The organism is Streptomyces tauricus (genome assembly GCF_014650955.1).
Lineage (GTDB): Bacteria > Actinomycetota > Actinomycetes > Streptomycetales > Streptomycetaceae > Streptomyces > Streptomyces tauricus.
In genome coordinates, this window is record NZ_BMVY01000003.1 from 361,552 (window position 1) to 376,105 (window position 14,554).

Here is a 14,554-nt window from a genome sequence, read left to right on the forward strand (position 1 = left end):
AGGAGCGCACCATGAGCACGGCCGTGATCGGCATGATCGCCGGAATGGCGCTGGGATTCGCCGGGTACTTCGGCGGCTTCGGCGCGTTCCTCCTGGTGGCCGCACTGGGCGCCATCGGTTTCGTCGTGGGCCGCTTCCTGGAGGGGGACCTGGATCCCGGTGACTTCTTCCGGTCCCGCGGCACCCGCGACGACCGCCGGCGGTGACGCGCGTGTCCGAAGCCGTCGCGCCGGGCGAGCGGGGCGCCACGAAGATTGCCGACCGGGTCGTCGCGAAGATCGCCGCGCAGGCGGCCCGGGAGGCGCTCGACGTGCTGCCTCCCGGCGCGGTGCCCCCGCACGCCACGGTCGTCGTCCACCAGGACCTCGCCCGCGTCAGCGTCAGTCTCGAACTCGGCTACCCCTGCGACATCGGCGGCCGGTGCGGCGCTGTGCGTCGCCGCGTCGCACAGCGGGTAGAGGCGTTGGCGGGAATGAAAGTGCCCGAGGTCGCCGTCCAGGTGGAGCGACTGCACTCCGCGCAGACGCGCGGCGCGGTACAGGGGAGGACGCAATGAGCGAGCCCCAGGGCTCCGAGAGCACCCGACAGCTGCCCGTCGTCGAGAAGGCCGCCGAGAGCGAACTCGACCAGTCCGCCTCCGCCGCCGATCACACCCCCCTGCCGACCCTCGACGACGCCGAGGACGGCAACGGCCGGTTCTGGTCGGCCCGCCGCGTCCCCGCGGGCGTCCTCGCGCTGCTGGTCCTGGCCGCCGCGGGTCTCCTGCTGTACGACGTCGTCGCCGTCCGGGCCGACCGGCCGGCCATGCACTGGCGCAGGTCCCTGGCCCGTGAACTCGCCGAACGGCCCCTGGACGACACGTGGGTGCTCGTCGGCGCCGGGGTCGCGACGGCCCTGGGCCTGTGGCTGCTCGTCCTCGCCGCGACCCCGGGACTGCGCGACCTCCTGACGATGCGGCGCGCCCACCCCGACGTACGGGCCGCACTGCACCGCGACGCCGCCGCGACGGTGCTGCGCGACCGGGCCATGGAGGTGTCCGGCGTGCAGTCGGTCCGGGTGCGGATGCGGCGCAGGAAGGCCGACGTCCGCGCGGTCTCGCACTTCCGTGAACTCGACGACGTACGCGCCGACCTGGACGCCACGCTCGCCGACGGCGTCAGGGGGCTCGGCCTCGCCCGGCGGCCCGCGCTGTCGGTGCATGTCGCCCGGCCGGGCCGGAAGGGGTGACCGCAGTGCTGAGGATCGTGAACCGGGTCCTGCTGGGCCTCGCGGGTCTGCTCCTGGTCGTGCTCGGCGGCTCCGCGCTCGCCGTGGGCCTCGGCGTGGACCCGCCGTCGTGGTGGATCCACGACGGCCGCCACGATGTGCTGCTGAGCGACGCCGACCGGACGAGGTGGCGGGCCGAGGGCTGGTGGTGGCTGGCCGTCATCGCCGCGCTGGCGGTGGCCGTGCTGCTCGCCCTGTGGTGGCTGGCGGCGGTACTGCGCCGGCGCCGCCTCGCCGAGGTACTGGTCGACACCGGCGACGGCGAGGGCGCACTGCTGCGGGGCCGGGCCCTGGAGGGCGTACTGGCCGCGGAGGCGGGCGCGTTGGAAGGGGTACGGGGGGCGAAGGCGTCGCTCACCGGCCGACGCCGGGCCCCCGAGGCGCGGGTCCGCCTGCTGCTGGAGCCGCACGCCGACCCCGGCGAAACCCTCACCCGCCTGACGACGGAGTCACTCGCCCACGCCAGGGACTCGGCCGGCCTCGCGTCCCTCCCGGCGGAGGCACGCCTACGCGCGGCGAAACACGGCCCGGAACGAGTCAACTGACCCGAGCCGCCTCATGGGGGCGCGGGGAACGGCGCGCTCAGCCCTCACCGGACCCGCACGGGAACGCGGACCCGCACCCCGTCTTCTCAGGGGCGCGGGGAACGGCGCGACAGGCCCCCACCGGCCGCAGCGACACCACGACCCGTGGCCGGGAGGCCGATCCCGGGGTCAGAACCCGTTCCGGGCGCCGCCGTCCACCGGCACCATGATCCCCGTCAGATAGGACGCCGCAGGCGACAGCAGAAACGCGGCGGTCCGCCCGAACTCCTCCGGCCTCCCGTACCGCCGCAACGGGATCCGCGCCTCGTTCGCCGCCCGAGTCGCCTCAGGATCGGCCGAGTACCCGTCCAGCTCGCGCACGCGATCCGTGTCGATCCGGGCGGGCAGCACCCCCACCACCCGGATCCCGCGCGGACCCAGCTCGTCGGAGAGGGACTTGGCGAACCCGGCCAGCCCGGGCCGCAGACCGTTGGAGATGGTCAGACCCGCGATCGGCTCGTGCACCGAACCGGAGAGCACGAAGCCGATGACCCCGCCCTCGCCCAACTCGGCGGCGGCCGCGCGGGCCAGCCGGACCGCGCCGAGGAAGACGGAGTCGAACGCGGCCTGCCACTGCTCGTCCGTGTTGTCGGCGACGAAGCCGGGCGCCGGACCGCCGACGCTGATCAGGATGCCGTCGAAACCGCCGAACCGCTCACGCGCGGCCGCGATCAGGCTCGCCGGCGCCGAGGGGTCGGCGTTGTCCACGGCCACACCATGGGCGTTCGGGCCGAGCGCGGTCGCGGCCTCGGCCACCGTCTTCTCGTCGCGCCCGGTGACGATCACCTTCGCGCCGTCGGCGACGAGTTCACGCGCGGAGGCGTGCCCCAGGCCGCGCGTTGCTCCGGTGACGACGTAGACGCGGTCCTTCAGTCCAAGATCCATGGCCCTATCCTGCCTCGTCCCCTGTCTCGTCCGTATCGGGCACCCCAGTCTTCCCCTCGCCGTCGAACAGGGCCAGGGCGGTGCCCACGAGACCGATGTGGCTGAACGCCTGCGGGAAGTTGCCGAGCTGATGGCCGGCCACCGGGTCGTACTCCTCCGCCAGCAGCCCCACGTCGTTGCGGAGCGCGATCAGCCGCTCGAACAGGGCCAGGGCCTCCTTCGTACGGCCCGTCAGATGCAGCGCGTCCGCCAGCCAGAACGAGCAGACGAGGAACGAGCCCTCGCCGCCGGGCAGCCCGTCGACGTCCTTGAGGTCCGAGCCGGACGGCTCCGAGCCGTGCGGGCCCGAGCCGTCGAGGGACGCGTCGTAGCGGTGCACGAAGCCGTCGCGGGCGAGTTCCGAGCGGACCGCGTCGACCGTGCCGACCACCCTGGGGTCGTCCGGCGGCAGGAAGCCGAGGCGGGGGATGAGCAGCAGCGCGGCGTCCAGCTCACGCGAGCCGTAGGACTGCGTGAACGTGTTCCGCTCGGGGTCGAAGCCGCGCTCGCACACCTCCCGGTGCACCTCGTCCCGCATCGCGCGCCACTTGTCGATGTCGCCGTCCAGCTCGGGGTTCTCCTCCAGGGTGCGCACCGTGCGGTCGGCGGCGACCCACGCCATCACCTTCGAGTGCACGAAGTGGCGGCGCGGTCCGCGCACCTCCCACAGGCCCTCGTCGGGCTTGCGCCACGCCGTGTGCAGGAAGTCCATCAGGGCCTGGTGCAGGCGCCACATGTCCGGTTCGGCCGGCAGGCCCGCGTGCTGCGCCAGCGTGAGGGAGTCGATCACCTCGCCGTACACGTCGAGCTGCAACTGCTCCACGGCCTCGTTGCCGATCCGCACCGGCGCCGAACCGCGGAATCCTGGCAGCCACGCCAGTTCGTACTCGGGGATCCGCCGCTCGCCCGCCAGCCCGTACATGATCTGCAGGTCGGCCGGGTCGCCCGCGACCGCGCGCAGCAGCCAGTTGCGCCAGGCCTCCGCCTCCTCCTGGTAGCCGCAGGCGAGCAGCGCGCCGAGGGTGAGCGTGGAGTCGCGCAGCCAGCAGTAGCGGTAGTCCCAGTTGCGGACGCCGCCGATCTCCTCGGGCAGTGAGGTCGTGGGGGCCGCGACGATGCCGCCGCTCGGCGCGTAGGTGAGGGCCTTGAGGGTGATCAGGGAACGGACGACCGCGTCGCGGTGCGGCCCGTCGTAGCGGCAGCGGGCCGCCCAGGCCTGCCAGTCGGCGACGCTCTGCTCCAGTGCCTCGAACGGGTCGACCAGGTCGGGGCGCGGCTCGTGCGAGGGGTGCCAGGTCAGGACGAAGGCGACCTTCTCGCCCTCGGCGACCGTGAACTCCGAGTGCGTACCGAAGTCCTCGCCCCAGGTGTGGACCTCCGGTTCGCTGCGCAGCCACACCGAGTCGGGGCCCGCCACGGCCACCCGGTGGCCCTCCGACTTGCGGACCCAGGGCACGACCGAGCCGTAGTCGAAGCGCAGCCGCAGGGTGCTGCGTACGGTCACCTTGCCCTTGAGGCCTTCGACGATCCGTACGACGTCGGGGGCGCGGTCGCGCTGCGGCATCAGGTCGGTGACGCGTATCGAGCCGTCCTCGGTGTCCCACTCGGTGTCGAGCACGAGGGTGTCGGGCCGGTACGCGCGCCGGGTGCAGGTGCCCGCTCCCTTCGGCGCGAGCCGCCAGTGTCCGTTGTCGTCGTCGCCCAGCAGTTTCGCGAAGCAGGCGGCTGAGTCGAACCGGGGCAGACAGAGCCAGTCGACCGAGCCGTCCCTGCCTACCAGGGCGGCGGTCTGGTGGTCGCCGATGAGCGCGTAGTCCTCGATGGAAGGGTGCACGTGTGCCGGGTTCCCTTGGGATCCGGCGATCAACCCCGGCTGTTGATCGCCGAATCCCCTGACGAGGGCGGGCGGGATTCCGGGTGCGGCCCGGTGAGGGTGCTGGTCGCGCAGTTCCCCGCGCCCCTTCAGGGGCGCGGGGAACTGCGCGGTCTTTTTGGTTCTGCGGGGGGCCGGGTGCGGCGGCGCTCAGACGGGGGCCGGCTCCGTCGCCGGCGCGGACGCCGCCTCGGCCGCCTCCGCGCGGTCACGCCGCTCGCGCCGCACCAGCACCACGAACCCCACAGGAACGCCCGCGGCGAACAGCCACCACTGGACCGCATACGCCATGTGCGGCCCGATGTCGCTGTGGTTGGGCGCCGAGATCAGCTCGGGCACGTCCCCCGCGGGCTCCGGCGCGGTCAGCTCGACGTAACCGCCGAGGACCTGCTTGCCGAGCGCCTTCGCCTGCTGCTCGCTGTTGATCAGCATGACCATGCGGTCGGGCAGCCCGCGCACATCCTTGATGCCGCTGTCGCCGCTCGTCTCGTCGGCCATCAGGCGCCCGGTGACCGTGGTCTCGCCCTTCGCGGGCGCGGGGATCTTCGGGAACTCGGTCTGCGCGCCGTCCGCGGGGATCCAGCCGCGGTTGACCACGAGGACCCGCCCGTCATCCAGGACGAACGGTGTCAGTACGTGGAAGCCGACCTCTTCGTCGGAGTTGGTACGGCGGCGGACCACGACCTCGTCGGCGGTGTCGAAGGTGCCCTTCGCCGTCACCCGGCGGTACAGGTTCTCGTGCCTGACCGCCTGCCCCGGCGCGGTCAGCGACTCGGCGGGGACCGGCTTCGCGGACAGCGAGTCCGAGATCACCCGGTTCAGCGCGACCTTGTGCTCGTGCCGGTGCAGTTGCCAGAAGCCCAGCTCGATCATCGTCGGGATGAGCGCGAGCATGATGAGGGTGAGGATCACCCACTGCCGGGACAACAGGAAGCGGTACACCCCACGACCGTACAACCGGGTCGTGGGGCGCGTTCCGTCGGGTACCGGGTCACACCCTGTCGATGATCCCCACCTTTCCCTCCGCGCGGGCGCAGTGGGCACCGCAGTACCAGTGGCCCTCGACCTCGACGCCCTGCCCGATGATCTGGACCCGGCAGTGCTCGCACAGGGGGGCCATGCGATGGATCGCGCAGGAGAAGCAGTCGAAGACGTGCACCGCTCCCTGTGCGTGGACTTCGAAGGTCATTCCGTAACTGTTGCCGCAAACCTCACATGTCGCCATGCGCCACAGGGTGGGCCGTTCCCGCGGTCCGGGCGAGCGGTCCGTGGGCGAGTCGCCCGGAATCACCCGTCCGTACGGTCGCCCCCGCGTCATCCCCGCGGACGACCCCGCGCTCACCCCTCCGTGGCCGGTTCCACGTTCCCGAGGAGCTGGCCGAACGCCGCCTCGTCGACGACCGGGGTGCCGAACTGGCGCGCCTTGACCACCTTGGACGTACCGGACTCCGGGTCGTTCGTGACGAGCAGACTGGTCAGCCGGGACAGGCTCGTCGCGACATGCAGCCCGGCCTCGACGGCACGGTCCTCCAGGAGGTCGCGCTCGACCGAGGTGTCCCCGGAGAACGCGATTCGCATGCCCTGTTTGAGCTGCTTGCCCGGTTCGTAACGGCCCGGGTTCGGATACGGGCAGGCGGGCCGCTTCCGCGAGGGACGCCAACTCGCCGGTGGGCCCGACGAGTAGCCACCGGACGAGTAACCCCCGGAGCCCCCGGACTGCCGTCCGATGAGCGGCGCCGCCCGGTCCGTCCACTCCGTCAGCGGCCGGCACTCCAGGAGCGGCAGCCGTACGCCGTCGCGCGCCGCCGCCCGCAGACTCGGCCGGAACGCCTCGGCGAGCACGCGCGCGTCGTCCAGCGCGTGGTGCGCGCGCTGCTGTACGACGCCGAAGTGAGCGGCCAGCGACTCCAGCTTGTGGTTGGCCAGCGGAAGCCCCAGTTCCTTGGACAGCGCGATGGTGCACAGCCGCTGACGGACCGGCGCCTCGCGCTGGGCGCGCGCGTACTCCCGGGCGATCATCGACCAGTCGAAGACCGCGTTGTGCGCGACGAGCACGCGGCCCTCCAGGCGGGTCGCGAACTCCTCGGCGATCTCCGGGAACAGCGGCGCCCCTTCGAGCACGTCGCTCGTCAGCCCGTGGATCCACACCGGGCCCGGGTCCCGCTCCGGGTTGACCAGCGTGTACCAGTGGTCCTCGACCTCGCCGCGCGCGTCCAGCCGGTAGACCGCGGCCGACACTATGCGGTCGTCGCGGGCCAGTCCTGTGGTCTCCACGTCGACGACCGCGTATCCCTGGGGATACGCGGCCGGCCACGCGGTGGCGGACGGTGCGGTCTGACGGTCTTCGAGCATGGTCACTGAGGATAAGGGGCGCGACTGACACTCCCGTCCCCGGAGTCCGAACCCGGGGCGTATTCAGCCCCCTTCGGCGACATTCCGGCGATTTGCTGCGGGCTCGTGCCTGCACGGCTATGGACCATTGCCGCACCCGGTGCGACTGTGCTGCGCGCCTGGACTGAACGAGTGGCACGCACGAGCGGAATGCGCGAGTGGCACGCACGAGCGGAATGCGCGAGTGAACGCATGCGACGCGAAGGGCGGTACGGCATGGCACGCGTACGGTACGGCGCGCGGACCTGGGCGGAGATCGCCGCCGCGCGCACCGCGGGTTCCCGGCTCCCCGACATCTGGTCCACCGGTGTGGTGGCCGTCTGGGAGAGCGACCCGGACGCGGTCGCGGCGGTCCTGCCGCCTCCGCTCAAACCCACCGGACGACCCCTCGTGAGGGTGAACATCAGCAAGGTGGACCTCCCCGGATACCCGCTGGGCGCGGGCTCGTTCGCGGTCGCCGCCGCGCACGACGGCGTCGAGGGCTGGTATCCGCTGGTCATGCCGATGACCCATGAACGGGCTCTCGTCGGCGGCCGTGAGGTCTTCGGCGAACCCAAGAAACTGGGCGAGGTGACGGTCGAACGCGAAGGCCTCGTCGTACGCGCCGCCCTCGCCCGGCACGGCATCGAGTTCGTGGAGGTGCGCGGCGCCGTCAGCGGCCCGCTGCCTCTGCCGGAACCGACCCGGAAGACCGACTTCTACTTCAAGTTCCTGCCCGCGGTGGACGGTTCCGGGGACGGCTCGGGGGACGGCTCGGGGGACGGTTCGGGGTTCGACGCCGGCCCCGTCCTCGTGCACTGCGTGCGCAACGAGAAGGTGCGCAAGCTGGAGCGGATCACCGGTGACGTCGTCCTGCGGGAGTCGATGTACGACCCCGTCGCGGATCTCCCGGTCCGCGAACTCCTCGGGATCACCATCAGTGAGAAGACCACCGACCAGAAGGGCACAGTCGTCGAACGCGTCGACCCCCGGGCGCTGTTGCCCTACATCCATCAGCGGTACGACGACCCCCGGCAGATCCACGACGGGCCGCCCCAGGGGAGTGTCTGATGGAGCTGACGGAGGGGCAGGTCGCCGTCGTCACGGGCGCGGCGAGCGGGGTCGGACTGGCCCTGGCACGGCGGTTCGCGGCCGACGGACTGAAGGTCGTCCTCGCGGACGTGGAGGAGGGCGCCCTGGAGAAGGCCGCCGCCGCGCTGCGCGAGACCGGGGCCGTGGTGCACGCGCGCGTGGTCGACGTCGGGGAGCGCGAGGAGGTCGTCGCGCTCGCCGAGGAGACGTACGAGAGGTTCGGCGCCGTGCACGTCCTGTGCAACAACGCGGGGGTCGGCTCGGGCGCCGAGGGGCGTATGTGGGAGCACGACCCGAACGACTGGAAATGGGCGTTCGCGGTCAACGTGTGGGGCGTCTTCCACGGCATCCAGGCCTTCGTACCGAGGATGCTGGCCGGCGGCGAACCGGGCCACGTCGTCAACACCTCGTCCGGCGACGGCGGTATCGCGCCGCTGCCCACCGCCTCCGTGTACGCCGTCACCAAGGCGGCCGTCGTGACGATGACCGAGTCCCTGTACGCGCACCTGAGGGCGGAGCACGCGCGCGTGGGGGCCTCCGTGCTCTTCCCCGGCCCCCACATGCTCCGCACGGGCCTGTGGGAGTCGCACCGCAACAGGCCCGCCCGGTACGCCAAGCAGCGGCCCCGCAGGACCCCGTACCGCAGCCTCGGCCAGTGGGAGGCCGCGATGCGGGAGGCGGGGAAGGAGGTGCGGTTCACGCCGGTCGAGGAGGTCGCCGACTTCGTGGCGGACGGCATCCGCGCGGACCGCTTCTGGCTGCTGCCCGAGAGCGAACACAGCGACGCGCAGATCCGCGCGCGGTCGGCGTCGATGCTGGACCGCGCCGATCCGGCGTACCTGGAGAACTTCATCCTGGACTGAGGACCGGACCGAGGAGTCACCCATGGCCACCGAGAAGTCACCCCTGGCTGAGGAGTCACCCATGGCCTCCGCGACGGAGCCCTACCTGATCATCTCCTCCGACTGCCACGCCGGGCTGCCCACCGAGGAGTACCGGCCCTACCTGGAGGCCCGTTTCCACCGGGACTTCGACGAGTTCCTCGCGGGGCAGGGCCGCCGCCGCGAGGAGATGACCCGTCTGGGCATCCGCAACGAGTCCTTCGCCGACAAGTGGTTCCACGACAACGAGGAGGGCCTGCGCGGCGGCTGGGACGCGGCACAGCGCCTCAAGGAGCTGGACGGCGACGGAGTGGCGGGCGAGGTGGTCTTCCCGGACGCCGACGCCGTGGACAGCCGCACGGCCGCGCCCTTCGGCGTGGGCCTCGGCCTCTCCGGGGACCACGACCCGGACCTGGGCATGGCGGGCGCGAAGGCCCACAACAGGTGGCTGGCCGAATTCGTCGGCGAGCACCCCGAACGGCACTGCGGGGTGGCCCTGTTACCGGTCACGGCCCCCACCGACCAGGTCGTCGCCGAGGTGCACCGCGCGAAGGAGTCGGGGCTCGGCGCGCTGATGATCCCCTCCATGTGGGTCGACAAGGAGCCGTACCACGACCGCCGTTACGACCCCGTGTGGGCGGCGGCGGCCGAGTGCGGGATGCCGGTGGTGACCCACTCCGGAGCGGCGCCCCGCCACGAGTACGGCGACCACCTGGGTATCTACGTCAGCGAGGTGACCTGGTGGCCGGCGCGCCCCCTGTGGTTCCTGCTCTGGTCCGGTGTCTTCGAACGACACCCCGGGCTCAGGTTCGGTGTGGCGGAGTCCGGCTGCTGGTGGCTGCCGAACCTGCTGTGGTTCATGGACCGTCTCTACCTGGGCGCGCACGGCGGCAAGAAGCTGTCCCCGTTCGCGGAGTTGCGTCGCCCGCCGCACGAGTACCTGGACCGCCAGGTCTTCATCTGCGCGACGAACACCAAACGCCGTGAACTGGCCCAGCGGTACGAGATCGGCGTCGACAACATCCTCTGGGGCAGCGACTTCCCGCACCCGGAGGGCACCTGGCCCGACACGCGCGCGTGGCTGTCGCGGACCTTCCACGACATCCCGGTGAGGGAGACCCGCCGCATGCTGGGCCTCGCGGCGGCGAAGGTCTTCGGCTTCGACACGGACAGGCTGGCCCCGCTCGCGCGGCGCATCGGCCCCACCCCGGCGGACCTCGGCCAGTCCGAGGACCAGTCGGCGGTCGAGGCGTCCTGGGCGCGCTCGCGGGAGGTGGGCCGCCACTGGCTGACGGACCACGACTTCCCGGTCCTGGGGGTGACCCCGTGAGCCCCGACCGCTACACGGTCATCTCGGCGGACTGCCACGCGGGAGCGGACCTCCTGGACTACCGGCCGTACCTGGCGAAGGAGTACCACGACGAGTTCGACGCCTGGGCGGCCACGTACGTCAACCCGTACGAGGACCTGATGGCCGACACGGCCGACAAGAACTGGAACTCGGAGCGCCGCCTCGCGGAACTGGAGCGGGACGGCATCGTCGCCGAGGTCCTGTTCCCGAACACCATCCCGCCGTTCTTCCCGTCCGGCTCCCTGATGGCGCCGGCGCCGACGGCCGAGGAGTTCGAACGGCGCTGGGCGGGCCTGCGCGCCCACAACCGCTGGCTCGCGGACTTCTGCGCGGCGGCCCCCGGCCGCCGGGCGGGCGTCTTCCAGATCCTCCTGAACGACGTCGCGGAGGCGGTGAAGGAGATCAGGTGGGCGGCCGCGGCGGGCCTCAGGGGCGGCCTGCTGCTGCCCGGCACGCCACCTGGCTCAGGCCTCCCCGAGCTGTACTCCTCCACCTACGACCCCATCTGGGCGGTGTGCGAGGAACTGGACGTGCCCGTGAACCACCACGCGGGCTCGGCCTCGCCGCCGCTCGGCGAGGAGCCCGCGGCCCGGGCGGTCTTCATGGTGGAGACGACCTGGTTCTCGCACCGCGCGCTCTGGCACCTGATCTTCGGCGGGGCCTTCCGCCGTCACCCCGGCCTGAAACTGGTGCTGACCGAACAGGGCTCGGGCTGGATCCCCGGGGTGCTCGACATGCTGGACTACTACCACGGCCGCCTGGTGGCGGCCGCTTCGAAGGCGGCCACCGCCGAGTCCAAGTTCGGCGCGGGCCTCGCCGCTTCGATGGGCGAGGGTCCGTCCCAGGTATGGCGCGACAACTGCTTCGTAGGGGCGAGTTTCATGCGCCCGCACGAGGTGCCGCTGCGGGACCGCATCGGCCTCGACAAGATCATGTGGGGCAGCGACTACCCGCACGACGAGGGCACCTACCCGTACAGCAGGGAGGGCCTGCGCATCGCGTACGCGGACCTGCCCCGCGAGGAGATCACGGCGATGGCGGGCGGCAACGCGGCCCGCGTGTACGGCTTCGACCTGGCCCTCCTGGACCCGATCGCGGCGAAGGTGGGCCCGACGGTGGAGGAGATCGCGGAGCCGCTGATGACCCCTCCGCCGGACGCGACGAGCCCGGCGTTCGCGCGGGGAGGGTCGGTACGGGTCTGGTGAGGGGTCAGTCCCAGGGGTTGAGGCGCTCCGGTGGGAAGTGCTCGGTGCCGAGGGGTCCGATGGCACGATTTCCGGCTTCCGGCACGACTTCGCATCGTAGGACGGGCCGCACGGTGATTGGCGGAGATCACCAAGAAACAAGCGCGTACCGTCGGTAATACTTGTGGGTAACAACGTCTAGCCGCAGCCGACCAGCCGCCCTACGGTGCAGTAATGCCGAACCTGCCCGATGTCGTGCTGTGGTCGATACCCGCCTTCGTGCTGCTCACCGTGGTGGAGATGGTGAGTGTCCGCATCCACCCGGACGAGGACGCCGCGGGGTACGAGACGAAGGACGCCGCCACGAGTGTCGGTATGGGCCTGGGCAGTATGGCCTTCGACTTCCTGTGGAAGATCCCGATCCTTGCGATCTACACGGCCATATATGAGCTGACACCACTGCGCGTGCCCGTCCTGTGGTGGACCGTGCCACTGATGTTGCTGGCGCAGGACTTCTTCTACTACTGGTCCCACCGCGGGCACCATGTGATCCGCATCCTGTGGGCCTGCCACGTCGTGCACCACTCCAGCGAGAAGTTCAACCTCACCACCGCGCTGCGACAGCCCTGGACGACCTGGACGGTGTGGCCGTTCTACGTGCCGCTCATCGCCCTCGGGGTCCACCCGGCCGCGCTCGCGTTCTGCTCGTCCGCGAACCTCGTGTACCAGTTCTGGATCCACACCGAGCGCATCGACAAGCTGCCCCGGGCCTTCGAGTTCGTCTTCAACACGCCCTCGCACCACCGGGTCCACCACGCCTCCCAGGGCGGCTATCTCGACCGTAACTTCGGCGGGATCCTGATCGTCTGGGACCGCCTCTTCGGGTCGTTCGTCCCGGAGACGGACCGGCCGGTGTACGGGCTGACCAAGAACATCCACACGTACAACCCGATCCGCGTCGCCACCCACGAGTACGCCGCCATCGCCAGGGATCTGCGGGCGGCGGGGAGCTGGCGCGAGCGGGCCGGGCGGGTGTTCGGGGGGCCGGGCTGGCAGCCGGTGAACTACACGGCTGATTCCGTGCCTCCCGCCGCTTCCGTGCCTCCCGCTGCTTCCACGTCCCCGGCTGCTTCCGCGCCCACCCCGGCGCGAGCGGCCCCTCCGGAACCCGCTGTCACGGAACCCGCCGCGTGACACCGCGCCACGCGCGCGTGCCGCTCGTCTGCTTCGGTCTGGCCGGCGTCGTGGATCTCGTGTCCCTGGCCGTCGGTCACGACATCGGCGATGCCGGGCACACCGTGGCCAAGCCCCTCCTGATGCCCCTGCTCGCCCTCTACGCGCACCTGTGCGGCGGGCCCCGGCTCCTCGTCGGTGCCCTGCTCCTCGGGTGGGGCGGCGACGTCCTGCTCCTCCTCGACGCCGAACCGGCGTTCCTCGCCGGGATGGCCTCCTTCGCGGCGGGACACGTGTGTTACCTGCTGCTCTTCGCGAGGCTCGGCGCGAATACCGCTTCACGCGCGCGTGGGGGCCGCCGCACGGCAGCCGCGTACGCCCTCGCGCTCGTCTCCACCGTCACCCTCCTGTGGCCCGGGCTTCCCGCCGGCCTCCGCGTCCCCGTCGCCGGCTACAGCCTGCTGCTGACCGCGATGGCGTACGGCGCCACGCGGCTCGGGACTATCGCGGCGGCCGGGGGAGCGCTGTTCCTGCTGTCGGACACCCTCATCGCGACCGGTGTCGCCGACTGGCCGCAGCCGCCACGGCCCGACCTGTGGATCATGCTGACCTACATCGCGGCGCAGTACCTGCTGGTCACAGGCGTGCTCGGGGCGCCCGGCGCGCGCCCCGGACCCCCGGCGACGTACCGTGGAGACCGCACCGTCACCACCTGAGCACCGTCACGACGGGAACACCGTCACCACGTCAACACCGTCACCACCAGAACCACGTCACCACCTGAGCCGGAAGCAGGACCCCGCATGCGCGCCACCACCATCCACGCCCCGTTCGACCTGCGCGTGGAGGACGTTCCCGACCCGGTGGTGCGGCAGCCGGGCGACGCGGTCGTGCGCGTGCTGCGCTCCTGCATCTGCGGCAGCGACCTGTGGGCGTACCGGGGCGAGTCGGCCCGCACGCCCGGGCAGCGCATCGGGCACGAGTTCCTCGGGATCGTCGAGGAGACCGGCGCCGACGTGGGCATCGTCCGCCGGGGCGATCTCGTCGTCGCGCCCTTCATGTGGTCCGACGGCGTGTGCGACTACTGCCGCGAAGGGCTCACCACGTCCTGCGAACACGGCGGATTCTGGGGTTCCGTGGGGTCCGACGGAGGACAGGGCGAGGCCGTGCGCGTCCCGTACGCCGACGGCACGCTCGTCGCGCTGCCCGCCGGGGCCGCCTCCGACGACCGTCTGCTGGCCGCCCTGCTCACCCTCTCCGACGTCATGGGGACCGGTCATCACGCCGCCCTCGGCGCGGGCGCCCGCCCCGGCGCCACGGTCGCCGTCGTCGGCGACGGAGCGGTCGGCCTGTGCGCCGTGCTCGCCGCCAGGCGCCTCGGCGCCGAGCGGATCATCGCGCTGGGCCGCCATGAGACGCGTACGGACATCGCGCGCCGCTTCGGAGCCACCGACGTCGTCGCCGAACGCGGGGACGCGGCCGTCGAGGCGGTCCGCGCACTCACCCGCGGCCAGGGTGCCCACGCCGTCGTCGAGGCCGTCGGCACCGAGCAGTCGATGAGCACGGCCGTGAACATCACCCGTGACGGCGGCGCCATCGGCTTCGTCGGAGTGCCGCACGGCAGCGGCACCGGTCTCGACCTGAGCGTCATGTTCGACCGGAACATCGCCCTGCGCGGCGGGGTCGCGCCCGTCCGCGCGTACATCCCGGAACTGCTGCCCGACGTGCTGGACGGGACCATCGACCCGTCGCCCGTCTTCGATCTGACGGTCGGTCTGGACGGCGTACCGGACGGCTACAAGGCGATGGACGAGCGCACCGCGCTCAAGGTCATGGTCACCAACTGAGCGAACCCG

The 14,554-nt window shown here is 71.9% G+C and carries 16 protein-coding genes; 11 read left to right on the forward strand and 5 right to left on the reverse strand.

Annotated elements, in window-relative coordinates; genetic code table 11:
• Positions 1-11: 11 nt before the first annotated feature.
• The 4 genes from IE278_RS08710 to amaP are packed head-to-tail and all read left to right on the forward strand — an operon-like array spanning position 12 to position 1,811.
• Positions 12-206 carry a hypothetical protein gene (locus IE278_RS08710; protein WP_189770406.1) on the forward strand — a complete coding sequence of 65 codons (195 nt, stop codon included), beginning with the start codon at positions 12-14 and terminating at the stop codon, positions 204-206.
• Positions 203-556: an Asp23/Gls24 family envelope stress response protein gene (locus IE278_RS08715; protein ID WP_189770408.1), complete on the forward strand. Its 354-nt coding sequence runs from the start codon at positions 203-205 to the stop codon at positions 554-556. The genes IE278_RS08710 and IE278_RS08715 overlap by 4 nt, the downstream gene beginning before the upstream one ends.
• Entirely contained in the window at positions 553-1,227 is a 675-nt protein-coding gene (locus IE278_RS08720) for a DUF6286 domain-containing protein (protein WP_189770410.1), read from the forward strand. Before IE278_RS08715 ends, IE278_RS08720 begins: the two co-directional genes overlap by 4 nt.
• Positions 1,224-1,811, forward strand: coding sequence for an alkaline shock response membrane anchor protein AmaP (gene amaP, locus IE278_RS08725; protein WP_189770411.1), 588 nt, complete (start codon positions 1,224-1,226; stop codon positions 1,809-1,811). Before IE278_RS08720 ends, amaP begins: the two co-directional genes overlap by 4 nt.
• Before the next feature lie 168 nt (positions 1,812-1,979).
• Here the strand turns inward: amaP and IE278_RS08730 are convergent, their stop codons facing one another.
• From IE278_RS08730 to IE278_RS08750, 5 genes are all read right to left on the reverse strand, one after another.
• Complete coding sequence (locus tag IE278_RS08730) at positions 1,980-2,735, reverse strand: SDR family oxidoreductase (RefSeq protein WP_189770412.1); 756 nt, start codon at positions 2,733-2,735, stop codon at positions 1,980-1,982.
• 4 nt (positions 2,736-2,739) lie between these two features.
• Complete coding sequence (locus IE278_RS08735) at positions 2,740-4,608, reverse strand: glycoside hydrolase family 15 protein (protein ID WP_189770413.1); 1,869 nt, start codon at positions 4,606-4,608, stop codon at positions 2,740-2,742.
• Between the two features lie 189 nt (positions 4,609-4,797).
• A complete protein-coding gene (locus tag IE278_RS08740) occupies positions 4,798-5,589 on the reverse strand; it encodes an SURF1 family cytochrome oxidase biogenesis protein (protein WP_189770414.1) in 792 nt (263 codons plus the stop codon).
• Positions 5,590-5,638: 49 nt separating this feature from the next.
• Complete coding sequence (locus IE278_RS08745) at positions 5,639-5,872, reverse strand: metallothionein (protein WP_079103534.1); 234 nt, start codon at positions 5,870-5,872, stop codon at positions 5,639-5,641.
• Between the two features lie 113 nt (positions 5,873-5,985).
• On the reverse strand, positions 5,986-6,999 hold the full coding sequence (locus IE278_RS08750; protein ID WP_189770415.1) for a DEDDh family exonuclease: 1,014 nt from the start codon (positions 6,997-6,999) through the stop codon (positions 5,986-5,988).
• 255 nt (positions 7,000-7,254) lie between these two features.
• Here IE278_RS08750 and IE278_RS08755 point away from each other — a divergent pair, with 255 nt between their 5' ends.
• From IE278_RS08755 to IE278_RS08785, 7 genes are all read left to right on the forward strand, one after another.
• Positions 7,255-8,088 carry an acetoacetate decarboxylase family protein gene (locus IE278_RS08755; protein ID WP_189770416.1) on the forward strand — a complete coding sequence of 278 codons (834 nt, stop codon included), beginning with the start codon at positions 7,255-7,257 and terminating at the stop codon, positions 8,086-8,088.
• Entirely contained in the window at positions 8,088-8,972 is an 885-nt protein-coding gene (locus IE278_RS08760) for an SDR family NAD(P)-dependent oxidoreductase (RefSeq protein WP_189770417.1), read from the forward strand. The genes IE278_RS08755 and IE278_RS08760 overlap by 1 nt, the downstream gene beginning before the upstream one ends.
• Positions 8,973-9,033: 61 nt before the next feature.
• Positions 9,034-10,320, forward strand: a complete 1,287-nt coding sequence (locus tag IE278_RS08765) for an amidohydrolase family protein (RefSeq protein WP_189770520.1) — start codon at positions 9,034-9,036, stop codon at positions 10,318-10,320.
• Complete coding sequence (locus IE278_RS08770; protein ID WP_189770419.1) at positions 10,317-11,546, forward strand: amidohydrolase family protein; 1,230 nt, start codon at positions 10,317-10,319, stop codon at positions 11,544-11,546. Before IE278_RS08765 ends, IE278_RS08770 begins: the two co-directional genes overlap by 4 nt.
• 213 nt (positions 11,547-11,759) lie before the next feature.
• A complete protein-coding gene (locus IE278_RS08775) occupies positions 11,760-12,719 on the forward strand; it encodes a sterol desaturase family protein (RefSeq protein ID WP_189770421.1) in 960 nt (319 codons plus the stop codon).
• Entirely contained in the window at positions 12,716-13,414 is a 699-nt protein-coding gene (locus tag IE278_RS08780) for a lysoplasmalogenase (protein ID WP_189770423.1), read from the forward strand. Before IE278_RS08775 ends, IE278_RS08780 begins: the two co-directional genes overlap by 4 nt.
• 87 nt (positions 13,415-13,501) lie before the next feature.
• Positions 13,502-14,545 (forward strand): zinc-dependent alcohol dehydrogenase family protein, encoded by a 1,044-nt coding sequence (locus tag IE278_RS08785; RefSeq protein WP_189770425.1) that lies wholly within the window; start codon positions 13,502-13,504, stop codon positions 14,543-14,545.
• Positions 14,546-14,554: the final 9 nt, after the last annotated feature.

What these genes read in the sequence shown, in the direction of transcription:
- IE278_RS08745 (WP_079103534.1), bottom strand. Translation starts at nt 5,872, where the DNA reads ATGGCGACATGTGAGGTTTGCGGCAACAGTTACGGAATGACCTTCGAA.
- IE278_RS08710 (WP_189770406.1), top strand. Translation starts at nt 12, where the DNA reads ATGAGCACGGCCGTGATCGGCATGATCGCCGGAATGGCGCTGGGATTC.
- IE278_RS08720 (WP_189770410.1), top strand. Translation starts at nt 553, where the DNA reads ATGAGCGAGCCCCAGGGCTCCGAGAGCACCCGACAGCTGCCCGTCGTC.
- IE278_RS08785 (WP_189770425.1), top strand. Translation starts at nt 13,502, where the DNA reads ATGCGCGCCACCACCATCCACGCCCCGTTCGACCTGCGCGTGGAGGAC.
- IE278_RS08775 (WP_189770421.1), top strand. Translation starts at nt 11,760, where the DNA reads ATGCCGAACCTGCCCGATGTCGTGCTGTGGTCGATACCCGCCTTCGTG.
- IE278_RS08750 (WP_189770415.1), bottom strand. Translation starts at nt 6,999, where the DNA reads ATGCTCGAAGACCGTCAGACCGCACCGTCCGCCACCGCGTGGCCGGCC.
- IE278_RS08730 (WP_189770412.1), bottom strand. Translation starts at nt 2,735, where the DNA reads ATGGATCTTGGACTGAAGGACCGCGTCTACGTCGTCACCGGAGCAACG.
- IE278_RS08760 (WP_189770417.1), top strand. Translation starts at nt 8,088, where the DNA reads ATGGAGCTGACGGAGGGGCAGGTCGCCGTCGTCACGGGCGCGGCGAGC.
- IE278_RS08755 (WP_189770416.1), top strand. Translation starts at nt 7,255, where the DNA reads ATGGCACGCGTACGGTACGGCGCGCGGACCTGGGCGGAGATCGCCGCC.
- IE278_RS08765 (WP_189770520.1), top strand. Translation starts at nt 9,034, where the DNA reads ATGGCCTCCGCGACGGAGCCCTACCTGATCATCTCCTCCGACTGCCAC.